The organism is Dialister sp. CAG:357, from assembly GCF_000435155.1.
Taxonomy (GTDB): domain Bacteria; phylum Bacillota; class Negativicutes; order Veillonellales; family Dialisteraceae; genus Dialister; species Dialister hominis.
Window position 1 is genome coordinate 1 of record NZ_FR896476.1, and the last position, 24,073, is coordinate 24,073.

Sequence of the window (24,073 nt, forward strand, 5' to 3'; positions counted from 1 at the left end):
GACTATAAAAACAACACGAAATGTCCTATAAGCCCAGACTAACGTCTGTCCGAAATACAACTCATCCGTCGGCTCCGCCGACACCTTCCCTTCCAGGGCAAGGTCAAGTTCAAAACCATACAACCTCGCTTCGCTCGTCGGAACCTTTTTAGATTTTAAAGCCCAATGAATAATCAACCCTATCCGCCCGGCATCAGTATTTGGGCCGGGCACCTTCCCCGTCTGGGAAGGCGAGACCCACCCAAAAAGGAGCCATTGGAATGACTGCTCATTTCCAATGGCTCCTTTTTTAATTTTTTTTAATTTATTTGCTTTCTTTCTTTATTCTTCTACGTATGGTACGATGGCGCTTCCCTGGGAGATGACGTTGATGGTGTAGTCTTCTTTTCCTTCTTCAGCGAGCTGTTTCTTGGCGAGTTCCCATGCTTCTTCCACGGTGGCAACCGGGATCTGGTGGGTTCTTTCGCGGAGGATGTCGAAGTTCTCGGGCCTGGTAACGATGTAGACGGTGTGTGTCATGGCTGTGATGAGGTTTTCGAAGGCGACGAAGAGGGGGATGGTGAAGCAGGCTCTGAGGCCTTCTTCCATTTCTGTGAGGTTCTTGTATTTGAAGCTGCCGAGGTAGGCCGGTGGTTCCTGGACGTCTTCGGCTTCGATCATGGTGATGATGATGCCGCCTTTTTTGGTGGCGATTTCGGCGGTGGTGTAGCACTTGGTGCCCTGGTAGAGGTTGGTGTCTTTCGGGTAGCCGCCTGCGGAGACGATGGTGACGTCGGTCTGGGCTTTCATCCGTACTTTCTGCATACGGTAGATTTCACGGGTACCTTCGAGCCATGCTTTGTAGGGGTCGCCTCCAACCATGGAGGAGATTTCCCCTTCTGCATTGATGACGGAGTGGACGAGGAAGCATGGTGCGATCATGTCGCAGGCTTCCTGCATGTCTTCGGAGACGGGGTTTCCTGCGATTTTGAGGAGGGCTGCGTCCGGGTTCAGGCCGCTTCCGACTGTGGGTCCCAATGCGTGGCAGTGGTTCTGCTGGACGGTTTCGAAGCCGGCTACGCCCGGGAGGATGAGTTTCCTTCCGCCGCCAAAGCCTGCCATGTCGTGGGTGGAGATGGCGTTGATGAGGATGACTTTGTCAGCTTCGACGACGCGGGTGTCGATCCATACGTCAGTGCCTCTTGTCGTGGTGCCGACGTGGGTCAGCATGGATTTGTCGGTGGAGACGTGCTGGTACATTTTAATGCGGGAAGCGACTTCCTCGCCCACGCAGGTGACGTTTTCCTCGTCGGTGTGGACGCGGTGGGTGCCCTGTGCGAAGACGATGTAGATGTCGTCGTCCGGGATGCCGGCGTCGTTCAGTTCGTTGACGACGTGGACGGTGAATTCGGAAGCGCGGTTCCATGCGCGGGTGATGTCAGCGACGACGAGGCAGACCTTGTCGCCTTTCTTCACGAGGTCGCGGAGAGGCTCAGCGCCGATCGGATGACGCATGCATTCGATGGTGGCTTCTTTCACGTCGCAGGCGGGCGTCGGTACGCCTTCGAGGACGTCAGAGATATGTTCTTCCGGCAGCATGACGGACTGCGTGCCGTGGCCGTAGGCGAGTTTAAATTCTTTCAGGGACATAGGTCATCCTCCTTACTACACTACAGGGAAATTTTCTTTCATTATACTCCAAAAAGGAGGAGGAACAATCGAATTTCTTAGAAATCTTCGAATTTCCTATTTCCCGTACTTTCCGTAGAAGATATCCAGCACTTTGTCCATGTCGGCTGCGGAAATCTGGCCGGGCGCAGAGGGCTTTTTCCCGGAGGCGAAGGTAAGCGGTGCGCCGAGGAAATTGCCTGCGGTGCGCGTCAGGACGCCGTCTTTCCCCATGCCGATGACGATGACGGGATTGTCCGGGAATTCTTCCTGCGCTTCAGCGGCGGCGTACATGACAAGGGCAGCTTCCTTCGGATGCTCGACGATGGTGGCGACCTTCAGGATGTCGGCGTCCATGGCCTGCATGTTTTCAATGACGTCGATGATTTCACGGACGCCCATCACTCTTCCGAAGGAGTGCCAGCTCATGACGACAGGCATGTCGGCGCGCTTAGCTTCGCGGATCATTTCGTACGTGTCGAAGACTTCCTGGCCGTATTCGATGTCGACGGCGTCTCCCAGGTGCTCCTTCGTGATGAAGGAAAGGAGGTCGATGTACTCGGCTTCTGTGAAATCGCGGGCGCCTCCCTGCGGTTCGCTTCTGACGGTCGTGAGAACCGGGGCATCGGGAAATACGCTTCTGATGGCTTCATACCCTTCCTTCAGATTCTTTTCCATCTGGAAATTTTGACTCGCTGCCAGGTAGTCGACGCGCCATTCGAGAAGGTCGAAAGGGGTACCGGCAAGGTCCTTGCACTCCAGAGCAAGAAGCTCGGTGCTGTCTGAAACGAGGGGAATGCAGATTTTCGGTCGTCCTTCCCCGATGGCAGTCGTTCTGATTTTTATCATACTTCGCCTCACTTTCCATGACGGAGACCGGCTTTCCAGCCGCGGTCTTCGTGGTTCAAAAGTTCACATCCGTCCTCCGTGACGAGGACGAGGTTTTCAATCCGGACGCCGAAGCGGCCCGGAAGGTAAATGCCCGGTTCAATGGAAAAGATCATGCCGGGCTTGGCAGCAAGAGGAGAATTCGGGCTGACTTCGCCTGCTTCATGCTCCCGGATGCCGATGAAATGGCCAAGGCGGTGCGTGAAGTATAGACCGTAGCCGACTTCTGCGATGCAGTCCCTGGCCGCCTTGTCGATGTCCTTCAGAAGGACGCCCGGGCGGATCAGCGCTTCGGCGCGAAGGCCCGCTTCCCTCACGGTGTCATGGACTTTCTTTCTTTCCTCCGTTGGTTCTCCCGTGAAGTACGTCCTTGTCATGTCGGAGCAGTAATGGTCCTTCTTGCAGCCGATGTCAAAGAGGACGGAGTCGCCTGGGGCAAGTTTCGTGTCGTCGGGCGAATGGTGCGGGTCGGCGCCGTGCGCACCGAAGGAAACGATCGGCGGGAAGGAGAATCTTTCAGCGCCCTCTTCCTTGTAAATCTTCCGAAGCTCTTCGGCGCATTCCTTTTCCGTGACACCCGGGTAGAGGAAATCACGGATGCGTCGGACAGCGCGGTCATTGATGAGGGAAGCTGCCTTCATGCGGCGGATTTCCTCCTCATCCTTCACAGCGCGGAGCGCGTCGATGAGCGGCGAGCCGTTCACGAATGTCCGATTTCCTCCCCTTCCCATCAGGTCGAGGAGAAAGGCCGAGTGCCATACGCCATCGACCCCTGTCCTGCCATCTGCGAGAAGGCTGGCGAGAAGTCCGATGCCGTCCTCGCCGTCCTCGAAAGGATGGTCAGCGATGCCATTGCTCTTCAGCGGGAAAAGGCGGTTCCTTACCCAGTACGGATCAGAATCCGCCGGGATGACGAGCACGGTCAGGCGCTCACCGGGATGGATTTCCTCTTCCGTCAGGTACCAGAGCGCTGCCGCATCTGAAACGATGATCTGGGAAAGGCCTGCTTTCCTCACGGCCTCAGATGCGCGGGCGAGCCTTTCCTTATTATATTTTTCCATAATGTCCCCTTCTTTCAAGACCCATTTCCTACATTATAATCCCATCAGTAGCCGCGGATCTGCTTTTCTCCTGACATGTCGAAAATCGGGCCGTAGGCGGCATTCGCGAGCGCCCTCACGGCATAGACGGCGTTCTGGGACGCGGCATAAATGTAGCGGTCGTCGACCGGGACGATATGCTTGGCCGCTCTCATCTGCGCGATGGCGGGGTTTGCAAGGAAACTGTCGCGGTAGCGGGAGGCCCCTGTCGTATCGGACTCGCGGTCCGCCGAGACGAAGAACATGTCCGGATCCACCTTCACGATCTGCTCGGGGGAAATCATCTGTCCGTTCGAAACGCCGGCAAGTCCGATCGCATTCTCGAGCCTGGCGCGGGTGAGGAGCTCATTGAACATCGAGCCAGGGCCGCCGTAGCGCGTCATCTGGGAAACGAGGAAGACGACGGGTTTCTTTCCTTTCTCCTCGGACAGACGTTTGTCCGACTCTGTGAGCATTTCATCCATCTTCGCGACGACCTTCTCGCCTCTTTCCTTTTCACCCGTAGCAGCGGCGATGATGCGGATGTCGCTTTCCACCTCTTCAATCGAGCGCGGCCCCTTGATGACGACGACGGGGATGCCCATATTCCGGTAGAGGTCGAGCTGCTCGCCCTTCGTGTACGTGGAGGCGATGATGAGGTCCGGCTTGGCCTCGGTCACAAGCTCCATCGAGAGCCCCATGAGCGGCACCGTCATCTTGATATTCTTCGTGTCATTGGCGATATAGGAAATGGCGGGATCCCTGTCCGCTTCCGTCGCAGCGATCAGCTTGTCCGGCGTGACGACGCCAAGGATCATAGTGTCGATTGAAGCGCTGTTGCCCATGATGCGCTCCGGTTTCTTCGGGATCTTCACTTCCCTGCCCGTCGCATCCGTCACCGTGTATCCGGCGCCCGTGTCCGTGCTGACGCTCTTGATTCCGCAGCCGCCAATAAAAATTGAAGCCGCCAGAAGGAGCACCGCCCCTGCCATGATTTTCTTCTTCATAAGTCCTCCTCTCTTCATTTGCCTTTCATTGTACACAGAATAACACAAAATGAGAATTCATGCTTTCTTTATTAAAGGGTGTCTTTCTTTTTATTAATATTTTATTTGTTAATTCTTTTATTTTATAAGAATTGCGAGTATAATACTTTTAGTAATTTCAATATGTACGCAGGAAAAGGTCCTTCGAAGGGCAATAGAGAAGCGCGGTGAGGAGATCCGGGAAGGTCTCCGATTCCGCCACGGTCCCGCCGCTGTGACGCTGAGCCGACCCCAAGAAGCCACTGGATGAATCCGGGAAGGCGGGGAAAGCGAGGAAGCGAAGTCAGAAGAACTGCCTTTTCATGCGTGAGATCCCGATGGGATGCGTCTCTCTGCGACCGACAGACGCGCATCCTGCCGGGCTATTTTCAAGCCCCTAAAAACAGGGAAACACAGGGAGGATTTTATGAAAAAGAAGTACATCGCAGCATCACTGGCCGCTCTTTGCGCAGCAGGAGGAGCCATGACCGTCCATGCAGAGGACATGCCGGTCTACACCTTGGACCAGGTCGTCGTCACGGCCAACCGTGAACCGGAAAAGGTCATCGATTCGAACGCCGACATTTCCGTCGTCACCGCCAAGGACATTGAAGCTAACCATTACAAATCCGTTGCCGATGCTGTGAAGCAGGTACCGGGCGTCGTTATCGCGACGAGAGGCTCTTCCAGCCAGACCTATTTCTCCGATCCGATTACAATCAACGGATCGACCAACGTCGTCGTCATGGTCGACGGCATGCGCGTCAACACGAACGGCCTCATGGGCACTCATTCGCAGCTGGGCATTCTGACCAATATGGATTCGGTCGATCATATTGAAGTCCTGAAGAGCTCTGCTTCCACGCTCTACGGCTCCGATGCTGCTGGCGGCGTCATCAACATCATCACGAAGAAACCGACGGACGGCGAAGTCCATACGACCCTCGACCTCTCCCGCGCAAGCTTTGACGGCGAGAAGTACGGCCTTTACAACGAAGGAAATAAGGACGGTTTCTTCTGGACCATCGAAGCAAATAAACAGATCCAGGGCAATTTCAAGGACGGCTGGGGACGCCATGTCATCAACCATCTCAATGCAGAATCCTTCGCAGGCAAGATCGGCTATGACCTGGGCAATGACTCTTCCGTCACATTATCCTATGAAAAATACAATGCCGACTACACCCGTCCTGACTATGGATCCAATGATCCGACAAAAGACTTTGGCAAGAAGGACAGTGACCGCATCGCACTCCAGTACAATGCGCGCATCAATGACCGCCTGACCAACCGCCTCTCCATGTACCAGAACCGTTATCATCTCCAGGATGACTACAATAATGCAGGCAGCTCTGGTACTACAGACCTCCGCCTCAAGACACGCGGTATTTCCGATCAGCTCACCTACACCATGGAAGGCCAGACCATCATCGGCGGCTTCGACCTCTACCAGGATTCCGTTCCTTACTATGCGGAAGTTGCCGGCATGCAGGGCAAGCATGCGACAAACTTTGGCTTCTACGTACAGGACAAGTGGGACATCAATGACCGCTGGAACGTCACCCCTGGCGTACGCGTCGAACACAATACGGACTACGGCACCCGCACCACACCGAGCCTTACCGTCGGCTACAAGATCAGCGACAACACGAACTACTATGCAAGCTACAAGAAGTTCTTCAACGCACCGAGCCTCATGCAGATTTACTATGATAATTATCATACTATACCTAACCCGGACCTCGATCCGGAAGAAGGCTACACCGTTGAGCTCGGCGCCAACCATATCTTCGACGATACCCTGTCCGGAAACATCAGCGTATACCGCCAGTTTGCCAAGAATCTCATCTCCTGGGGTTATTCCAGTAAGGGCACCCAATACCTCAATACAGGAAAGACCATCAATACCGGCGTGAACATGTCCCTCACGAAGAAATTCTCCGATCATCTCTCCGGCACCCTGGGCTACAGCTACTTCGATGGAGACATCAGAAACGATTCCCGCGTTTACATGCCGAAGCATGAACTGAATGTAGGCCTGAATTACACCGATAAGAAATTCGATGCATACATCAATGGCCGCGGCGTCATGGACCGCTATACATCCACAAAGAGCTCTTACGGAGTCAGTGAAAGCAAAACGATGAAGGATTACTCCAGCTTCTGGGTATGGGATATCGGCGCTGACTACAAGATCACCAAGGAAGCTGCCATCTATGCCCGCGTGAACAACGTCTTCGACCAGTTCTACACGAACATCGGCTCTTCCTCTCCCAGCTACGGTCCGTCCGGCACCTGGTTCGCAGCTCCTGGAAGAAACTACGAAGTCGGCATGCAGTACCGCTTCTAATCCCTTTCTAATTTCATTTCCTTAAAAAGGTCTTGCAATCCAAGTGGAAAAAGTATAAGATAGTTGGGATAAAATTTTACAGTCGCTTAGAAAACACGGAAGGAGGCTCTTCAGATCACACTGAAGGCCTCCTTTTTTCTGAGCCAGTATTCCTGACGGAGGGATCTATTCATGGAAAAACACATCATAGAAGTAGATGAGAGGCTGCCTCTGCTTCCTACCATTCCACTCAGCCTGCAGCACCTATTTGCCATGTTCGGTTCGACCGTCCTCGTCCCGTTCCTCTTGAACGTCGACCCCGCGACCTGCCTTTTCATGAACGGCATCGGCACACTGATTTACCTCACCATCTGCAAATGGAGACTTCCGGCTTACCTCGGCTCCTCCTTCGCTTTCATTTCGCCAGTCCTCGCCGTCACCTCGACCGCAGGCATGTCCTACGCAGACGCGCAGGGAGGCTTCATCGCCTTCGGCCTGTGCTTCATGCTCCTCGCCTTCATCGTCAAGAAAGCAGGCGTCGAATGGATAGACGTCCTCTTCCCTCCGGCAGCCATGGGCTCCATCGTAGCCATCATCGGCCTTGAACTCGCCCCGCTTGCCATGAGCATGTCCGGCTTCATCGGAGACCCTCAGGGCATGAGCGCAAGTACAGCCATCATTATTTCCATGTTCACCCTGATCGTCACCATCCTCGCTACCGTCCTTGGCCGCGGATTCATCGCCATCATCCCGATCCTGATTGGCGTCATTGCCGGCTACCTCCTCTCGATCGCCATGGGCGTCGTTGACTTCACCCACATCGAAGAAGTCGCATGGTTCGCACCGCCGACCTTCTATGCGCCGGCCTTCAACTTCTCCGCCATCATGATGATCCTCCCGGCCATCTTCGTCGTATTCGCCGAACACCTGGGCCACCTCTTCGTCACCAGCGACATCGTAGGCCGAGACCTCATCAAAGACCCGGGTCTCCACAGATCCCTCTTCGCAGACGGCCTCTCCAACATGATCTCCGGCTTCGTCGGCTCCACCCCGAACACCACCTACGGTGAAAACATGGGTGTCATGGCCATGACCGGCGTCTACAGCACCTGGGTCATCGGAGGCGCAGCCGTCTTCGCCATCATCTTCTCCTTCATAGGAAAAATAGCAGCCATCATCCACGCCATCCCCACCCCCGTCATGGGCGGCGTCTGCATCCTCCTCTTCGGCTTCATCGCAGCATCCGGCATCCGCATGCTCATCGAAAAGAAAGTCGACTACACCAAATCCAGAAACCTCATCCTGACAGCAGTCACCATGATCAGCGGCCTCTCCGGCGCCACCGTAGGCATCGGACCCATCCAGCTCAAAGGCATGGGCCTCGCCACCGTAGTAGCCATGATCGTCTCCCTCTGCTTCCTCTTCTTCGACAAAACACACATGTCCAACGAAAACTAACCCGTCATCTCCCAGACCCGCTGTAATATAATTAAATAGACATCGTGATTGACCGGGAGAGCCCCTTTGCTGCCAAGCAGAGGGGTTCTCTCGTGGGAGAAATGGGCAAGCGAAGCGAGGTTTGCTTGTTTTCCATCAGCCAGAGGCTGGTTTAAGGGTGTTAACCTTGCTCCGAAGGAGAAGGTCCTGGCGGAGCCAGGGAATGAGATGCAGTTCCCGCGATTCCATCGCGGTTGTAAGGTGTTTTCGAGCGTAGCGAGGTTGTACTGTTTTAAACTCGCCTTCCCAGACGGGGAAGGCGCCCAGCCTCGATACTGATGCCGGGCGGATAGGGTTGATTATTCATCGGTCTTTAAAATCTAAAAAGGTTCCTACGAGCGAAGCGAGGTTGTATGGTTTTTTATCGAGCAACGCGAGGTTTAAGGGTGTTAACCTTGCTCCGAAAGGAGAAGGTGGCGCCGAAGACGACGAATGAGATGAAGTTCTTACAGCCGCAGGCTGGTTTTATGGTGTTTTCCACGAACGAAGTTCGGTTTAAGGGTGTCAGAGCTCGCCCCGTAGGGTAGCGAGGTTGTACTGTTTTAAACTCGCCTTCCCAGACGGGGAAGGCGCCCAGCCTCGATACTGATGCCGGGCGGATAGGGTTGATTATTCATCGGTCTTTAAAATCTAAAAAGGTTCCTACGAGCGAAGCGAGGTTGTATGGTTTTTTATCGAGCAACGCGAGGTTTAAGGGTGTTAACCTTGCTCCGAAGGAGAAGGTCCTGGCGGAGCCAGGGAATGAGATGCAGTTCCCGCGATTCCATCGCGGTTGTAAGGTGTTTTCGAGCGTAGCGAGGTTGTACTGTTTTAAACTCGCCTTCCCAGACGGGGAAGGCGCCCAGCCTCGATACTGATGCCGGGCGGATAGGGTTGATTATTCATCGGTCTTTAAAATCTAAAAAGGTTCCTACGAGCGAAGCGAGGTTGTATGGTTTTTTATCGAGCAACGCGAGGTTTAAGGGTGTTAACCTTGCTCCGAAAGGAGAAGGTGGCGCCGAAGGCGACGAATGAGATGTAGTTCCCCGCGATTCCATCGCGGTTGTAAGGTGTTTTCGAGCGCAGCGAGGTTGTACGGTTTTCTCATTTCCCTCGAACCCCGCTCGGTCGTATTGTTTTCCCTTGTCTCCCGATTTTCTCCCTCCCACAAAAAAGGAGCTGCAGAAATGATTCCACATTTCTGCAGCTCCTTCTATATTGTTCTCCTAAATCCCCTCATCCATACAATACTTCTATTTCATGCTCAGCCTCAGAAATAGTTTGTTTGTCAAAAACCCGTGCTTTTTCAAAGGCAGAGACGCATTCGTCCCTGAATGCAGACGTCATGGTAAACAGCATCGAATCAGTATCAATATTACATAACTCCAATGTATACTGATCCCTTGTGAGATATCCGGAAATCATGTATCTCTCTCCCCTGAACATGAACTCCATCTCAGGATTATAGGCCAAATCATCCATAAATTCTGTAAAAGTCTTTCCGGTCATTTCTTGATTCTCCTATAATATCCAGCTTCCGCCACTCTATTCCTCTTCGCCATCACTTCTCCGGCTTTTTAGCCACATCCCACGGTTCTGCCTCAAGAATCGATCCACTCAATATCCTGTTCTACTTCCAAAATTGTTTTTCCATCAAACAGTGGAGCCTTCAGAAGATCCTGCACGCCTTCATCAATCGTCGCGCCGTCATGATTCCAGAGATCATTGTCATCTGGAGGATTGCATGCATACAGTTCCATATGGACCGTATGATCATTTGGCATATACCCTTGATACCAGTATGTTATGCCCTTGTAGATAAATGCTGTGTTCTGGCAGGTATAAAGGTACTCCACGAAATCCTCGACCGTTCCGCCCTTCATATATTTCCCCCCTTTAAAATACGTATTTTATATTTCCGCTCTAAAAATTCTCTTACCATTATTATATAACAGAACCGGCACCTATACAGGAAATAGGAAGGTGTTCCTCCCCCTCCCTTTCTCTATTTCGAAATTTCATGATACAATATAAGAAAGAAGTTCTGTAAGGGAGGCGGGAGCATGCAGCAAGATACCGGAATCGATCCGGACAGCCTGAGAGTGCTGTCCATGTTATCCGAAAAACAGCGCGACTGCGCTTTGACACTTTATGCGAACCGGGAGAAAAAGAAGTCCCTCGCCTACGTCTTCTGGATCGTTGGCGCCGTCTACTACTTCTACCTCGACCGCCCCGCGCGGAATACCGTCCTCTGGATCCTCTGGTTCGTCATCGTCGGCTTCGTCTGGTGGATCGTCGACCTCTTCCACATCGGCCGCATGGTCGAAGAACGGAACAAAGAAGTCATCGAAGAATGCATGCGTGAAGCCGTCCGCATCTACCCCGACCCCGTAAGCATGAGCCCGGAGAACGTCGTTACCATAGACAACGAAGTCTAAAGGAGAATTACCATGGACTTAACAGAAGAAATCGCAAAAATGAATTTCTATAAAACCTTCGAACCATACATCGACCCATCCGTCACCATGGAACAGCGGATGAAAGGCGACATCAGACTCAGAGAAGGCGCACCCGAAGAAGCCAAACAGGCCCTCGCCAAATGGATCGCCATGAAAATGAAGAGCCGCCTCTTCTAAAGGAGAAACTATGACGAGAGGAAACATCCTGACCGAAGAAGAAATAGCGCGCCTCGCCGCCCTCCCCGAGAAACAAAGGGACTACGCCGTGAAGATTTATGCTGCCCGCGAAAAGAAAAAATCCACCGCCTACATCCTCTGGCTCTTCTTCGCCGTCTATTACTTCTATCTCGGCCATCCTGTGAAGAACATTATCTTCTGGCTGCTATGGACCTGCTTTATCGGAGAAATCTGGTGGATCATCGACCTCTTCCGCATCTCCGGCATGGTAGACAGGAAGAATGAAGAAATCCTCCTCCAGTGCATCGCAGAAGCCCGGCAGCTCTATCCGGGAGTTACAGGAACCATGAAAGTTCAAATCATCAAACCCGACCAAACGCAAGAATAAACAAACGGAGGGAAGAATTGCCTTTGACCTTGCCCTGGAAGGAAAGGTGTAAACGGATACAGCGTTTCCCAGGCTGCAAGCCGGCTGTATGGTTTTTCATGTTTTACTTTTCCCTCGAGCGTAGCTCGGTCGTACGGTTTTAATTTAATTTCCCCCACCAAAAAGGACCGTCGAAATCCTCAATCATTTCGACAGTCCTTTTTCTGTTTTTTGTTTTGTTATTTCGGTTTTTCTCTTTCTATTTTTCTTTTTTTCTTTCCCTTTCCTACATTCCTTTTTCCTTCAAGTACGCCTTCACCGCGCCGCTGGCGCCGATCCGGTCGCATCCGGCAGCAAGGAAGTCTTCCATTTCCTTCTTCGTATGGATTCCGTCTGCCGCTTTGATCTTCACATTCTTTCCAATGTGCTTTTTGAAAAGCGCAATATCCGAGAGATCCGCGCCTTTTGTCGAGAACCCGGTCGATGTCTTGATATAATCCGCCCCGCCCTTTGTGACGCATTCGCACGCAAGGATCTTCTCCTCTTCCGTCAAAAGGCAGGTCTCGATGATGACCTTCAGCACATGATCCCCGATCGCCTCTTTGACCGCCGCGATTTCGTCCGTGACGTACTCCGCATTCCCGTCTTTCAGCGCGCCGATGTGGAGGACGATGTCGATCTCATCCGCCCCGTCAAGGACCGCCTGCCTGGACTCGAAAACCTTCGCCGCCTTCGACATATTTCCCAGCGGGAACCCTGCGACAGCGCAGATCCGGAGTCCCGGATGACGTTCCCGAATTTCCTTTACAAACGATGACGGCACACAGACAGACGCCGTATGATACATCTCCGCTTCCTCACAGAGCTTCTCGATTTCCCCCTTCGTCGCCGTGGCCGCAAGGAGTGTATGGTCTACATGAGGCAGTATTTCTTCAAATGTCATGATGGCTCCTTATAATATGAAAATAGCATTTGTATGCTGATGAATTCTTTCTTATAGTATACATGAAATGAAATTTCTCTGCTCATGCATAAAAGCAGTCCTTTCCGTGCTATACTGTATAATGCTTCTAGTGAACTCAGAAACAGAAAGGTCTTTAAAATGATTTCTTTTCTAAAGAAACACAGAAAATATATAGCGGCAGCGGCGGCTTTGATGATATTGTCGCTGCCTGCGCTTTACTCTTCCGTCATGCCGACTGTCACTTCCTACCTCTCGCCGGCAGGGGACGCAGCTGTCCCGCGTGAGAAACCGTCCGCACTGAGGCCGGGTGACACGATTGGTATCGTTGCGCCCGGGACGCACGGCGGAATGACGGATTATAACCAGGCCATCCATTTCCTGGAAGAAATGGGATACAAAGTGAAACTGGCCTCCTCGGTTACTGACGATTACGGCTATCTCGCGGGGAGCGACGAAGAGCGAGCTGCAGATATCAATAACTTCTTCAAAGACGACTCCGTGAAAGCCATCGTCTGCCTCCGGGGCGGCTATGGCTCGGCCCGTCTTCTCTCGCTTCTCGATTATTCCATGATTGAAAAACATCCAAAGCTTTTCGTGGGTTTTTCCGACGTGACAGCGCTCCATGCAGCCCTCGGCGAAAAAAGCCATCTCGTCACCATCCACGGCCCCATGCTCAGCAATTTCAAAGGAGAAAACTTTACACCTTTCACGCTCTACAATTTTGAAAACGGGCTGACGGGAAGTTTGCCCACCGGGGAAATCCGCATGCCGCAGGGTACATCGCTCAAGACTGTCGTGCCCGGGAAAGCTAGCGGTCGCTTGATCGGAGGAAATCTGACCGTTGTCGTCTCTCTTTGCGGAACTCCTTATGAACTGGATGGCAAGGGCGACATTCTTGTTCTCGAAGATACAGGCGAAGACCCGTACCGCATCGACCGCCTGATGCAGCAGCTCTGGCAAAACGGCCTTCTCAAGAGAGTTTCTGCTATCGCATTCGGCGACTTCTACAGCCCAAGTCCCAAAAACGGGGAGTTTTCGACAGATCAAGTTCTCGACTACTATGCAAAACTGTCCGGCAAGCCTGTGATCCGCGGCCTCCCTATCGGGCATGGTGCAAACAATCTCTTCCTTCCGCTAGGCGTCAAAGCAACGATAGATACAAAAGAGGACGGCAGTGCGACACTGTCTATCGATGAGAATTATTTGAAACAATGAAAGTGAGAAATTATGAAACTGAAATTCCCCCTTCGTTACTACAGCTTCACGACAGTTCCCAAGGAATTTACGCCGAAATCCAGCCTTCCTGACGGCGGATCCATAGAACTCGGCGAAATCCTTGCTGGAATTTCATCAGCGCCGGCAGAGGTTTCAGCACTGACACCATATCTTTTCGTTCTCTTTGAGACGGAAAACGGCGCGGCTTCCTGGCAGTATTTAGATCTCGCGGGCGAAACGAAAAGAATACATTTCACAAACGAAGAAAGTTACGTCACATGCGAAAAAGTAACATTCGAAAATGGAGCCTACATGTACAGACTGGACGAAGTCTACCTGAAACGATAAAGAAAATGAATATAAAAACTGCGGAGATCATATATTTCTGCAGTTTTTTATTTACATGACTACATTTGTCATTCTATTTTTTATAATAAAGATAGTGATAAGCAAAAATTTCCTATTTTTCACGAGCGCAGCGAGGTTTAAGGGTGTTGACCTTCCCAGACGGGGAAGGCGAGTATTAGCGGCGCTCTGGGAAGGCAAGTGTTGGCGATGCTCTGGAAAGTCAGGACTCAGTACATCGCAGTTTCATTTCCACACAAAAAAGACGTGTCCATTTGCGGCACGTCTTTTTTTGTTTTCTTGTGTTCCCTGTCGTTCTGTTTTCCCCGGTTTTCCTTTACCTATCTATCTGCACGGTTCTCGTCAAATTATCGAGTGTCTCGTGTTTGTCCATGTCGTAGGTTTTGATGACGATTTTGTCTTTGTAGAGGTAGAGGGAGTTGGTCCAGATGGTCTTGCCGTCCCAGGTGGGGTTGTAGACATCGAGGATCTTTCCGTGGTAGTAGTTGATGTCGTTATCAAATGTGGGCTGGGTCGGCGGGGTGTGAGTGTGGCCGGAGACCCAGAGTTTGATCTGCGGGTTCAGAATGAGGATCTGGTCGATCTTGGCGGATGGCTGGGCGAAGCTTCTCGGGCTTCCCACTTTGTCGTTATAAGGGATCAGTGTCCCGGTCAGCGGGGCGTGGAAGAAGACGATGGTTGGTTTCTTCTTGTTGGCGTCGAGTGTCTTCTTGAACCATTCGAGTTCGTCCTTGGACATTTCTGTCGGAAGGTTTCCTGTCACGTCATCGGTCGAGAGGAAGATGAGGAGGTAGCCCATCATTTCCTTCGTGCTGTGCAGGGGGCTGAAGACCTTCTGGTAATTCTCGAGGTGCTGTTTCTTCACGCTTTCGCTGGCGGAGATGACGTCGCCTTTTTTTGTAAAGACATCCCGATAGAAGATTTCATGGTTGCCTGCGGTGAATACCTTCGGCTTGTTCAGGTTGTCGGTGAAGACTTTGACGGTGTTCATCTCGTCCATGGTGCCGGTAAGGGCGACCATATCGCCCGGGAATGCGACGAGGTCTACGTCGTCCCAGCCGTTGATTTCCTGAAGGCACTTCTGCTTGTTGTCGATTTTATACTGGCGGAGTTCCGGATCGTCCGTGCCTGTCTTTGTCGGGTAGTGGAGGTCGGAGATGACGACGATTCTCTCATAGTCTCGTCCGTCCGGTGCACTGCTTGCGACTTTGCCGCTCGTGGCGGAGCCAGAGCAGCCGGAAATGGTCATGGCAAAGGCTGCGGCCGCCAGAAAGAGTCCTATTTTCTTATTCAATTTCACCCCTTCTTTCATAATTTTCTACGTCCTATATTTACCTCCATTATACAATTTAAGCTATGATTTAAGAAGACAGGCGCATGCCCGCCCCTCTGTTTTATGATTTTATGCCCTGCCCGAAGTGCCTCAAAATTTTTTATGGTGCGGCTTAATCTGTAAGAAATCGGAAAAATTTTCAAAAATCACTTGCGCGTTTCCGGATTTCCTGTATAATACAGACAACATATTTCCAAAGAAAAAGGTATTGACGGAAAAAAGTAGGATTACGGAGCCTCTCAGAGAGCCGGTGGATGGTGAAAACCGGCAGGTGAAGCAGTGTGAAGTTCTTTCCCGAACCGCAGAGCTGAAATTTCAGTAGGTTTTGCCGGAAGCCCCCGTTAGCTGGCGTTCAAGTTGATCCGTATGTGCAGGGTGGTCCCTCGAAATTTTCGAGCCTTGGAATTGCTCTTTTTTATTTATACGGGTAAGCAGGGTGGTACCGCGATCTCATCGTCCCTATTAGGGGCGATATTTTTTTGGAAATTTTAATTCAAGGAGGCCCGCTATGGAAAACTCACTCATTCAAATCCTCATCATCTGCGCCTACATTGGCGTGCTCTTCCTGATCAGTGCGTACGTGAAGTACCGTTCTTCCGGTTCGGTCGAAAACTACGTGCTCGCGGGAAGAAAGCTGACGACTCCGCTCGTCATGGTTTCCGTGGTCGGCCTGGCTGTCGGCGGCGCGTCTACAATCGGCGTGGCTGAGCAGGCGTACACGAAGGGCCTCTCGGCCGGCTGGTACACCGCTGCCTGGGGCATCGGCGCCATTGTCATGGGCCTCACGGTCGCTAAAAGGTACCGCCGTATGAACATCACGACCGTGCCGGAACTCTTGGAAAGATACTATGGAAGAAACAGCATGATCGCAGGGATTGCCTGCCAGATCCTCGTCCAACTCGTCATCATGAGCCTCCAGTTCGTCGCTGGCGGCGCCATCCTCTCGGCTCTCCTTCCTGATTTCTTCACGCCTCTTACCGGCATGCTGATAAGCGCCGTCGTCTTCATCGGCATCACCCTGATCGGCGGCATGTGGTCCGCCAGCCAGTCGAACCTCCTGAACGTCACCCTCCAGTACATCGGCATCACCGTCGCTTCCTGGATCATCGTCCAGCTGGCCGGCGGCATGGCGAACGTCGCCCTTCACATGCCCTCCATCCACTCCCTCGACTTCATCAGCGGCGTGGGCGGAATGACCATCACCACCTGGATCGTCGTCCTCATTACCGTGAACCTCTCCCTCCAGGCCATCATCCAGATTTCCCTCGGTGCCAAAGACGTCCGCACCGCACAGAAAGGCTTCATCATCGGCGGCCTCATTATGCTCCCCGTCGGCTTCCTCTCCGCGCTCCTGGGCGTCATCGCCGCTGAAATGTACCCGGATATCAACGCAGCCACCGCCCTTCCGCGCCTCATCATGACGCTCAATCCATGGATCGCAGGCATCACCCTCGCCTCCCTCTGGGCCGCCGACGTCAGCACCGCATGCAACCTGCTCCTCTCCGCCGCCACCCTCTACTCCCACGACATCCATAAACGCTTCGTCGATCCATCCATGACGGAAAGGAAATACATGAAAATCACCCGCCTCTCCGTCCTTGCCCTGGGTCTTCTGACCCTCGGCTTCGCCCTCACCATCAGCGGCATCATCTCCACCCTCATGGCCGGCCTCTCCCTCATGACCGCCTTCGCCGTCATCGTCCTCATGACCATGTACGCCCCGCGGCTCTGCTCCAGAAGCGCCGCCCTCTACACCCTCCTTGCCTCCATCGCCGTCCTCGTCCTCTGGATGCTCGTCCCCGCCGTCCGCATCCTCCCCCACGTCATCTACGCCGAATGGATTGTCTGCGCCCTCACCTTCGGAGGAGTCAGCCTCATAGAAAGAAAACCCATCCGCGACTACGAAACACCAGTAGAAATACCGGCCGCTGCGGAAGAAGCATAAAGAAATCCAAAAGGACCGTGCCAAGTATAATCACAAGGCATGGTCCTTTTTTCGTAATATATGCACACGCTTACTCAGAATCTCCTGCTAATCGTCGCGGAGTAGGTGAAGCCTTTTTTCTTGCCGGTCCATCCTCTGACGCGGAGGTCCAGGCCCCATGGATCTTCTTCGGTGACCTTGGTCTGCCAGCCGAGTTCGAGGAAAGCGCTCGAGCCTTTCAGGCTGGAGGACGGGGTGCTGTAGTCGCCGTGCTATGCTTTGGCTTTGCCTGCGGATTCGTAGTCCCAGGCGATGCCTGCGTAGTAGGATTTGCTTTCATTTTTATTCTTTGTCCAGCGAAGGCCGAGTCTGGTGCGGAAGGAGTCTACGCTGTCCAGTTCATATGTGGTATTGCCAAGGTCATTCTTGATCAGGATGGTATCGCTGCCCAGGCGGGCCCAGTACAGTTTGCCATAGAGGTCGTATTCGTTCGTATCGCGGACGTATGTCTTTCCAAGGCCGAGGTGCGCTGCGATGTAGTTGGAATCGGTGTCGTACCTGATGTGATTGCCGGAAACGGTGCCGTGGAGATCGCCGTCGAGGTGACCGGTGCGGATCATGCCTTCGTAATGGAAGCCGTCGTCTTTATCCCGGCGGATGAGGATGCCGCCGCCGATATAGTGCTGGTCTCCGTCGGAGCGGGCGTCTTCATAGTGGACGGTGTAGTTTCCATCCCCGTATTCAAAGAACGGCATGATGGTATCGATATAATCCTCATGATATGACCGTTTCACGAAGCCCACTTCGCCGTTGAATCCGTTCGAATCGACTTCAGAACCTGTATCATAGCGCAGGTTGTGGCCGCCGAGGACGACGTAAGGGATGAATTTCGCCTTGATGGAGTGGTCTTCGATCCAGCCTGCCTCGTGCGCAGCAAGGGCGCTTTCGAAGCCTTCATTGACCGCCAGATCGCTGCCTTCGCTGATAAGCGTCGTGCCGGATTCCCTTTCGTCCGGTATGACTTTCGTCCCCGGGTCCGTGGTGATCGGACTGTCGCCCGGGACATAGAGGACGATGGTATTCGCATCCTGTTTCTTGATTCCAACGGTCCTCTGCAGAAGGTTGACGTCCGTCACCTGGTCCTTGCCGTCCATCATGCCGTAAGTCGTTCCTTCCGTCAGGATCGGACTTTCCGTCGTATGGATCAGGTTGATGACCTCACTGGGGTTAAGCTGAGTCGTATCTTCGACAGCCGCCCTGATGGCCGCGCCGGAAACGTCTGCTGCGTCCGTGACTTCGAGCATCGTTTCCCCGGCCGTCGTACCGGCGGGTACGTAGAAATTGAGTGTCTGGAAATATTTCAGATTCTTCACGGTGACATCTTTGACGTAGAAATTGAGGCTGTTGCCGCTGCTTTCTGTCGTGCTGTATCCGCCGTAGAGGCTGGCAGCAGGCGCAATCGTGCCGCCCTTAATTGTGACGGTATTATCCAGCGCGCTTCCGTTTGCCGCGTAGCCGCCATAAATATCGTCATTGACCGAGCCTGCGTTCAGCGTGACGCTGTTTCCTTCAGCATTACCCGTCCCCATGACGGAACCGCCGTATGTCTTGCCGGCCACAGTACCGCCGTTCAGGGTGACTTCATTTCCTTCAGCCGTTCCTGTCATGGATGCCTGGATCTGCGCGAGCTGGGTCTGGATGGCAGCCACGCGCGCCTTCTTATCCTCATCACTCAGATTCGTATTGCTGTTAATTTTTTCGATGGCCTCTTCCGCCGACTCCAGCAGCGCCGGGTCGATCTGCTGGATGCCGCCGTACACATTGCCGTCTGCCTAGGCGTTATACTGGATGGTGATAATATTTTTTGAAATAGTACCCATGTAGACATCGCCGCCTGCGGCATCGCCCTTGACCTCGCTATTTTCCTTGATGGTCAGCGAGTTGCCCGAAGCCTCTCCCCTTGCCGAGGATCCGCCTGTTGCATTTCCTTCCAGTACACTCGTGCCGGAGAGTACGGCTTCATTTCCATCTGCGCCTTCCTGGGCATAGCCGCCATACGCATCAGATCTTGCCGTGCCCGCGCTGAAGGTCAGCTTGTTCTCATTCGCCGTGCCTGTGTTGGAGTAACCGCCAAACAAGCTGCCTTCCACACGGCCGCCTGCAACGGTCAGCGTATTCTCCAGAGCGTCCGCCGAATCCGTAAAACCGCTGTATACATTGCCCGATACAGTGCCGCCGGTGATTTCCACATAGTTATTGAGAGTCTCTCCGCCATTATTGCTGCCGCCGCCCGTCAGATCGCCGCCTACCGAGCCTCCGCTCATGAAGACCTGATTGCGCTCGACCGTTTCGGACGATATGAAACCGCCCTGATACCCGGCGAAGGCCGACCCTGCGATTTCCGCACTATCCTGAATGTACAGGATATTCCCTGCTGCCGCTCCGATGTTGGTAAAGCCGGCATAGACGGAATTGGTATCGCTGCTTCCTGCCTGGCCCGTCCCCTTGATGACTGCCTGGTTATCCAGTACGTCGCCGTACGCCGTATAAACGCCGTACACCGTATTCTCGTTTACATTTCCTCCGGTCACATTGACTTTATTTCCGGAAATAAGGCTTCCTGCCCGGGTATAGCCGCCCATGATCTCGCCATGAATATCCGCATCATCCTCGATGTTTACGATATTCCCGGAAGCGTTTCCATCAATCGTATAGCCGCCATAGACCGCGTTGCTCTTACCGGTCACGGCCGCGCTGCCTTTGATCGTCACGACGTTGTCATTGGCATTTCCTTCCCCTGTCTCACCGCTGAAAACACTATAGACCGTGCCCCCGCTCATGGTGACCTGATTGGACAAAACATCACCGGTACCGTCGCCAACTCCATTGATCCCGACAGCGACCCCGCCTTCTACAGTGCCTTCGACCGTGCCGCTTTCTATATACACCGTATTATGCACGGCTGCGCCGCCGCCTTCCGACTCAGCCACACCGCCGCCCACAATGTCCGACGGTCCTAAAAGACCGTCTTCATCCAGCCGGATCGTCAGCGTATTCCACTCGGCATTCCCCCAGCGCGACCAGCCTCCTGCAGACGCCCCCAACACCTTCGCCGGGCCGGAAAGAGTCAGCGCATTTTGAAGCGCACTCGCCCCTTCCTCTATCGTATAGCCCCCATACGCATTCGCCTGCGTGCCAGAAGAAACTGTCACCGACAGATTCTTCACATCTGCAGCAAAAACAGGCGCCATCGCCCCGCCGAGCAGCAATGCCGCCATAATCGATAACCGTAATAAAGCATCCCGTCTCCCCATGATGATCCCCACCCCTTGAAGACAAATAAACACTTTCTTACTATTCCCTATCTAAAATATAACATGGAAGATGGTCGATTTAAATTATCCGAAAGTATACTTTTAGGCAGATTTTATGGGACTTTACGACAATTTTGAGAGACTTTGTGCAGGATACTTTTGAATCAGGAAATCCGAAAAAACAGTGCTTTCCAATTGCACCTTTACAACCGCAGCCGAGGGCGAGATGGAAAGAAGAAAACCGGGGAAAGTGGCGCGCATGCGCTGAAAACATCATCTCCTCGAGCGCAGCAAGGTCGTCCTGTCTTCACTCTTCCACTTACCCATCTGCCCCCAACCGCCATAAAATTTTCCTTTTATTTCATCGAATAATTTACATTTTTTTATGGCTTATTTCCTTTTGATACAAAGGAATCTCATTTATAATAAAGATAGGATAAAGTGTTTTATACTTTCTTTATATATCCGGCTGGTTTTAGCGTGCGCTGCTTTTGCGCACTGGTCATAGAAAGAAGGCGAGTAAAATGGACGCGGTCTGGAATTTCTTTGGCGACTGGAACGTGGATTTCTGCCTTGCCTCGATTCCGATCCTCCTTCTTTTCCTTCATTTCTATATGAAGAACCGCGAAATCCCGCTGAAAGATACCCTCTATTTCAGGGACACGATGGTCATGACCCTCGTCACCATCCTCTTTGGCATCGTGGGAGCTGCCGTCTGCGCGCACTGGAAGCAGGTGCCCTACTGGCTGATCTAACTTTTCAACGTCCTTTACTACATAGGCTCCCTCCTGACCGCTTTCTGCGCCTTCCGCTACACAATGGAAACGCTCCACATGGCTGACCGGATCGACAAGAAATGGTTCACGCTCTCCGCCATCCCCGTCGCGGTGATGGCCATCGTCGTCATCACTACACCATGGCATGCGTGCTTCTTCACCATCGACCCTGACCTCGGCGTCCTCCAGGGACCCCTCTATGTGCCTTTCTATGGATTCTTTCTCTTCTACCTCGTCTTCTGCTTCATCGCAGCGGCTACATCGGAAATCAAGGAAAACAAAGAACAGATCGACGGCCTCCTCCTCTCCGGCGCCCTGATTGCCGCCGGCACCATCCTCGAAGCCATCGACTGGCAGACTCTTTTCCTGCCCTTCTTCATCACACTCGGCGTTTCCTGTATTTACATCACCGTCAGGAACCCGGACCTCTTCAAGGACAAGAAAACCGGCCTCCTCTCCAGTGCTGCCTTCAATCTCCTCATGAAAGAGCCGCTGAGACACCATCAGGCCTGCGGCTTCGGATTTGCCATCCGCAGCTACAACCAGTGCCGCGTCTCCTATGGAAGCGCCGTCGTCGACCGCTACCTTTCCCATTTCGGCGAATACATCAGGAACGAATTTCCGAAGAAATACTGCTTCTATCTCGATAACGACCATTTCCTCATCGTTTCCCCGGGCTTCATGGACATTCATGCGGACATTGCCAAAATCCATCAGCAATTCAAGGACCCATGGATCAGGGAAGGCGAATCCGCCTCCTTTGACATCGGCTGCTGCTACATCGACAACCGCCTCAACTACTCTAGCCCTGCCGAACTCCGCGAATCTCTGGAGCTTGCCTTCAACGACATCGACACCCTCGAGCACAAGGACATCGTCGTCGACGAGAAATACAAACAGCGCGCCGAGCGCCAGACCCACATCCGCAAAATCCTCCGCAAAGCCATCGAAACCGACTCCATCGAAATCTTCCTTTAGCCGCTCATGGATGCCAAGACAGAAGAACTCACCGGTGCAGAAGCCCTCGCGCGCCTCCGTGACGACGACGGCACTATCATACCGCCGGGTGATTTTATCGAGCTCTCCAACTCCATCGGCGTCATCAACGCCCTCGACGATCAGGTCTTTGATAAGACCTGCCAGTTCATCAGCGCAGGCGGCCTTACCCGCTGCAACATGAACTGGATCCACGTCAACCTCGCTCCCACCCAATGTCTGAACCTCGACCTTGCCGACCACCTGAACGAAATCCGCCGCAGATACTTCATCCCCTTCTTCACCATCCGCCTCGAACTCATCGAAGACGGAGCGCTCAACCCGAACGGGAAAAAGCAGATCAACCTCCTCAAGGGAATGGGCTTCGACATCGTCCTCGACGACTACGGCACCGGCTACTCCAACGCCAGCCGCATGAAAGACCTCCCCTTCAGCGAGATCAAGATCGACATCTCCCTCGTCAAAGACTACTGCAGCCATCCCGACCCCTACCTTCCGAACCTCGTCTCCACCATGCATGCCCTGGGCCTCATGATCACCGCCGAAGGCATAGAAACAAAAGAAATGGCCGACAAGATGAAAGCCCTCGGCGTCGACCACCTTCAGGGCTACTACTACTCCAAGCACCTCAGCATCCCCGACTTCCTCCAGAAATACAGCAAATAGCCCCCTCCAAGGACATGACTTCTTCCCTATCTTATGAGTCATGTCCTTTTTTATTGGGGGAAATTGGAAAAATGGAAAGCATTTAAAACCGGAAAACCAGACTAACGTCTGTCCGAAATGCAACTCATCCGCCCGACATCAGAATTTGAGGTCGGGCACCTTCCCTTCCAGGGCAAGGTCAAATGCAAAACCATACAACCTCGCTATCGCTCAAGAACTGCACTCCTTTCACCAGCGTCAGTATAAGGATAGGCTGGATCCACCCCGATGGGCAGTTTTTTCGATTCTGATGGATATCATCGAACGAGCACTTTATAGTTTATATTTACAGTGAACTCATTTAAATCGCCATTGATAGTAGCCGCGCTCGCCGGTACGGAAGGTTTTGACCTGCCCCAGCGGGGAAGGCGTCTGGCCTATCTTTTAACTGTTGCCAGAGAAAGGGGTGCAGTATTCATTGGTTTTTAAAATATGAAAAGGTTCTGCGAGCGTCAGCTCGGTCGTATGGTGTTTTGCGAAGCTGGCTTGTTTTCCAATTTCGTTCTGTTTTCCCCTCGAGCACCCCGTCTCCTCCCCTCCCCATTTCCTCATGTTAAGCGCGGCGAAGTTGAGGGGGAATCAATCTCTTTTAATGCAGGATTTCCTCATATATCATCGACTCGTTTTCTTGAAGCGCGATTTCCTTCGATGAAAACGAGTCTTTTCTTTTTATCTTCAGGCTGTCTCGTCTTTCTCGGGCAAGCTTTTCCCTTTCCCCTTTGATTGGCAGTCTTTATGTCCTTGCATTTTCTTCACTGTATTTGCAAATGCTTATAATCTATAATAGGTATAGAATATGTATTTTATATAATTTTGATATAACTCCTTCATAGGTTCCGCCTTACAAGCTCTTGTTTTGAAAGAAGGTGAAGGACATGGATGCCATCTGGAAATTCTTCGGCGAGTGGGATGTCGATTTCTGCCTTGCCTCGCTGCCAGTGCTTCTTCTGTTCCTGCACTTCTATACAAGAAAGCTTCAGGTTCCTCTGAAGGATATTATTTGGCTCTTCACGGAAATTTGGGGGATGAATAA

Annotated in this window: 22 protein-coding genes, 1 riboswitch and 1 other annotated feature; of the genes, 12 read left to right on the forward strand and 10 right to left on the reverse strand. The window is 52.7% G+C overall.

Annotated features, from left to right (window positions below):
• Nucleotides 1-321: 321 nt before the first annotated feature.
• From larAH10 to M3200_RS08985, 4 genes are all read right to left on the reverse strand, one after another.
• The gene (gene larAH10 / locus M3200_RS08970) at nt 322-1,629 is read right to left on the reverse strand and encodes an NPN-dependent 2-hydroxyacid racemase, LarAH10 family (protein ID WP_022383185.1); all 1,308 of its coding nucleotides are present in this window, start codon (nt 1,627-1,629) and stop codon (nt 322-324) included.
• Between the two features lie 96 nt (nt 1,630-1,725).
• Nucleotides 1,726-2,496: a type I 3-dehydroquinate dehydratase gene (gene aroD / locus M3200_RS08975; RefSeq protein ID WP_022383186.1), complete on the reverse strand. Its 771-nt coding sequence runs from the start codon at nt 2,494-2,496 to the stop codon at nt 1,726-1,728.
• Nucleotides 2,497-2,504: 8 nt separating this feature from the next.
• Nucleotides 2,505-3,596, reverse strand: a complete 1,092-nt coding sequence (locus tag M3200_RS08980) for a M24 family metallopeptidase (protein ID WP_022383187.1) — start codon at nt 3,594-3,596, stop codon at nt 2,505-2,507.
• A gap of 44 nt (nt 3,597-3,640) precedes the next feature.
• A complete protein-coding gene (locus tag M3200_RS08985) occupies nt 3,641-4,621 on the reverse strand; it encodes an ABC transporter substrate-binding protein (RefSeq protein WP_022383188.1) in 981 nt (326 codons plus the stop codon).
• Nucleotides 4,622-4,780: 159 nt separating this feature from the next.
• Nucleotides 4,781-4,974, forward strand: a riboswitch (cobalamin riboswitch).
• 92 nt (nt 4,975-5,066) lie between these two features.
• Here M3200_RS08985 and M3200_RS08990 point away from each other — a divergent pair.
• Nucleotides 5,067-6,989, forward strand: a complete 1,923-nt coding sequence (locus M3200_RS08990; protein ID WP_022383189.1) for a TonB-dependent receptor plug domain-containing protein — start codon at nt 5,067-5,069, stop codon at nt 6,987-6,989.
• Between the two features lie 171 nt (nt 6,990-7,160).
• Entirely contained in the window at nt 7,161-8,426 is a 1,266-nt protein-coding gene (uraA, locus tag M3200_RS08995; RefSeq protein WP_022383190.1) for a uracil permease, read from the forward strand.
• Between the two features lie 1,254 nt (nt 8,427-9,680).
• Here the strand turns inward: uraA and M3200_RS09000 are convergent.
• The gene (locus M3200_RS09000) at nt 9,681-9,953 is read right to left on the reverse strand and encodes a hypothetical protein (RefSeq protein WP_022383191.1); all 273 of its coding nucleotides are present in this window, start codon (nt 9,951-9,953) and stop codon (nt 9,681-9,683) included.
• 92 nt (nt 9,954-10,045) lie between these two features.
• Nucleotides 10,046-10,327: a hypothetical protein gene (locus tag M3200_RS09005; RefSeq protein ID WP_022383192.1), complete on the reverse strand. Its 282-nt coding sequence runs from the start codon at nt 10,325-10,327 to the stop codon at nt 10,046-10,048.
• 180 nt (nt 10,328-10,507) lie between these two features.
• Between M3200_RS09005 and M3200_RS09010 the strand changes: the two genes are divergently transcribed.
• Genes M3200_RS09010 through M3200_RS09020 form a run of 3 tightly spaced genes read left to right on the forward strand, consistent with a single transcriptional unit; the run spans nt 10,508 to nt 11,468 of the window.
• Nucleotides 10,508-10,882: a TM2 domain-containing protein gene (locus M3200_RS09010; protein WP_022383193.1), complete on the forward strand. Its 375-nt coding sequence runs from the start codon at nt 10,508-10,510 to the stop codon at nt 10,880-10,882.
• Nucleotides 10,883-10,894: 12 nt separating this feature from the next.
• Nucleotides 10,895-11,080: a hypothetical protein gene (locus M3200_RS09015; RefSeq protein WP_022383194.1), complete on the forward strand. Its 186-nt coding sequence runs from the start codon at nt 10,895-10,897 to the stop codon at nt 11,078-11,080.
• 10 nt (nt 11,081-11,090) lie between these two features.
• Nucleotides 11,091-11,468: a TM2 domain-containing protein gene (locus tag M3200_RS09020; RefSeq protein WP_022383195.1), complete on the forward strand. Its 378-nt coding sequence runs from the start codon at nt 11,091-11,093 to the stop codon at nt 11,466-11,468.
• Between the two features lie 265 nt (nt 11,469-11,733).
• On the opposite strand, the gene deoC is transcribed toward M3200_RS09020, so the two are convergent.
• The gene (deoC, locus tag M3200_RS09025; RefSeq protein ID WP_022383196.1) at nt 11,734-12,390 is read right to left on the reverse strand and encodes a deoxyribose-phosphate aldolase; all 657 of its coding nucleotides are present in this window, start codon (nt 12,388-12,390) and stop codon (nt 11,734-11,736) included.
• A gap of 159 nt (nt 12,391-12,549) precedes the next feature.
• On the opposite strand from deoC, the gene M3200_RS09030 reads away from it, so the two are divergent.
• Nucleotides 12,550-13,626, forward strand: a complete 1,077-nt coding sequence (locus M3200_RS09030) for a S66 peptidase family protein (RefSeq protein ID WP_287537586.1) — start codon at nt 12,550-12,552, stop codon at nt 13,624-13,626.
• A gap of 12 nt (nt 13,627-13,638) precedes the next feature.
• Entirely contained in the window at nt 13,639-13,974 is a 336-nt protein-coding gene (locus tag M3200_RS09035) for a hypothetical protein (RefSeq protein WP_022383198.1), read from the forward strand.
• Nucleotides 13,975-14,308: 334 nt separating this feature from the next.
• Here the strand turns inward: M3200_RS09035 and M3200_RS09040 are convergent, their stop codons facing one another.
• The gene (locus tag M3200_RS09040) at nt 14,309-15,286 is read right to left on the reverse strand and encodes a metallophosphoesterase family protein (protein ID WP_288178264.1); all 978 of its coding nucleotides are present in this window, start codon (nt 15,284-15,286) and stop codon (nt 14,309-14,311) included.
• Between the two features lie 238 nt (nt 15,287-15,524).
• Nucleotides 15,525-15,789 (forward strand) — a binding site (T-box leader).
• A gap of 44 nt (nt 15,790-15,833) precedes the next feature.
• Here M3200_RS09040 and M3200_RS09045 point away from each other — a divergent pair.
• Complete coding sequence (locus M3200_RS09045) at nt 15,834-17,270, forward strand: sodium:solute symporter family protein (RefSeq protein ID WP_022383200.1); 1,437 nt, start codon at nt 15,834-15,836, stop codon at nt 17,268-17,270.
• A gap of 251 nt (nt 17,271-17,521) precedes the next feature.
• Here the strand turns inward: M3200_RS09045 and M3200_RS09050 are convergent, their stop codons facing one another.
• Nucleotides 17,522-19,069 carry an autotransporter outer membrane beta-barrel domain-containing protein gene (locus M3200_RS09050; RefSeq protein ID WP_022383201.1) on the reverse strand — a complete coding sequence of 516 codons (1,548 nt, stop codon included), beginning with the start codon at nt 19,067-19,069 and terminating at the stop codon, nt 17,522-17,524.
• A gap of 12 nt (nt 19,070-19,081) precedes the next feature.
• On the reverse strand, nt 19,082-20,563 hold the full coding sequence (locus tag M3200_RS09055; RefSeq protein ID WP_022383202.1) for a hypothetical protein: 1,482 nt from the start codon (nt 20,561-20,563) through the stop codon (nt 19,082-19,084).
• 159 nt (nt 20,564-20,722) lie between these two features.
• On the opposite strand from M3200_RS09055, the gene M3200_RS09060 reads away from it, so the two are divergent.
• The 4 genes from M3200_RS09060 (at nt 20,723) to M3200_RS09075 (ending at nt 23,001) form a co-directional block, all read left to right on the forward strand.
• Nucleotides 20,723-20,935, forward strand: coding sequence for a hypothetical protein (locus tag M3200_RS09060; RefSeq protein WP_288178265.1), 213 nt, complete (start codon nt 20,723-20,725; stop codon nt 20,933-20,935).
• A 152-nt stretch (nt 20,936-21,087) separates the two neighbouring features.
• Nucleotides 21,088-21,318, forward strand: a complete 231-nt coding sequence (locus tag M3200_RS09065; RefSeq protein WP_022383203.1) for a hypothetical protein — start codon at nt 21,088-21,090, stop codon at nt 21,316-21,318.
• 78 nt (nt 21,319-21,396) lie between these two features.
• On the forward strand, nt 21,397-22,317 hold the full coding sequence (locus M3200_RS09070) for a hypothetical protein (protein WP_022383204.1): 921 nt from the start codon (nt 21,397-21,399) through the stop codon (nt 22,315-22,317).
• A gap of 6 nt (nt 22,318-22,323) precedes the next feature.
• Complete coding sequence (locus tag M3200_RS09075; RefSeq protein WP_022383205.1) at nt 22,324-23,001, forward strand: EAL domain-containing protein; 678 nt, start codon at nt 22,324-22,326, stop codon at nt 22,999-23,001.
• The last annotated feature ends 1,072 nt before the right edge of the window (nt 23,002-24,073 follow it).

Excerpts from the sequence above, each read along its gene's own strand:
- larAH10 (WP_022383185.1), bottom strand. The coding sequence starts at position 1,629 with ATGTCCCTGAAAGAATTTAAACTCGCCTACGGCCACGGCACGCAGTCC.
- aroD (WP_022383186.1), bottom strand. The coding sequence starts at position 2,496 with ATGATAAAAATCAGAACGACTGCCATCGGGGAAGGACGACCGAAAATC.
- M3200_RS08980 (WP_022383187.1), bottom strand. The coding sequence starts at position 3,596 with ATGGAAAAATATAATAAGGAAAGGCTCGCCCGCGCATCTGAGGCCGTG.
- M3200_RS08985 (WP_022383188.1), bottom strand. The coding sequence starts at position 4,621 with ATGAAGAAGAAAATCATGGCAGGGGCGGTGCTCCTTCTGGCGGCTTCA.
- M3200_RS08990 (WP_022383189.1), top strand. The coding sequence starts at position 5,067 with ATGAAAAAGAAGTACATCGCAGCATCACTGGCCGCTCTTTGCGCAGCA.
- uraA (WP_022383190.1), top strand. The coding sequence starts at position 7,161 with ATGGAAAAACACATCATAGAAGTAGATGAGAGGCTGCCTCTGCTTCCT.
- M3200_RS09000 (WP_022383191.1), bottom strand. The coding sequence starts at position 9,953 with ATGACCGGAAAGACTTTTACAGAATTTATGGATGATTTGGCCTATAAT.
- M3200_RS09005 (WP_022383192.1), bottom strand. The coding sequence starts at position 10,327 with ATGAAGGGCGGAACGGTCGAGGATTTCGTGGAGTACCTTTATACCTGC.
- M3200_RS09010 (WP_022383193.1), top strand. The coding sequence starts at position 10,508 with ATGCAGCAAGATACCGGAATCGATCCGGACAGCCTGAGAGTGCTGTCC.
- M3200_RS09015 (WP_022383194.1), top strand. The coding sequence starts at position 10,895 with ATGGACTTAACAGAAGAAATCGCAAAAATGAATTTCTATAAAACCTTC.
- M3200_RS09020 (WP_022383195.1), top strand. The coding sequence starts at position 11,091 with ATGACGAGAGGAAACATCCTGACCGAAGAAGAAATAGCGCGCCTCGCC.
- deoC (WP_022383196.1), bottom strand. The coding sequence starts at position 12,390 with ATGACATTTGAAGAAATACTGCCTCATGTAGACCATACACTCCTTGCG.
- M3200_RS09030 (WP_287537586.1), top strand. The coding sequence starts at position 12,550 with ATGATTTCTTTTCTAAAGAAACACAGAAAATATATAGCGGCAGCGGCG.
- M3200_RS09035 (WP_022383198.1), top strand. The coding sequence starts at position 13,639 with ATGAAACTGAAATTCCCCCTTCGTTACTACAGCTTCACGACAGTTCCC.
- M3200_RS09045 (WP_022383200.1), top strand. The coding sequence starts at position 15,834 with ATGGAAAACTCACTCATTCAAATCCTCATCATCTGCGCCTACATTGGC.
- M3200_RS09055 (WP_022383202.1), bottom strand. The coding sequence starts at position 20,563 with ATGGGGAGACGGGATGCTTTATTACGGTTATCGATTATGGCGGCATTG.
- M3200_RS09065 (WP_022383203.1), top strand. The coding sequence starts at position 21,088 with ATGGACGCGGTCTGGAATTTCTTTGGCGACTGGAACGTGGATTTCTGC.
- M3200_RS09070 (WP_022383204.1), top strand. The coding sequence starts at position 21,397 with ATGGCTGACCGGATCGACAAGAAATGGTTCACGCTCTCCGCCATCCCC.
- M3200_RS09075 (WP_022383205.1), top strand. The coding sequence starts at position 22,324 with ATGGATGCCAAGACAGAAGAACTCACCGGTGCAGAAGCCCTCGCGCGC.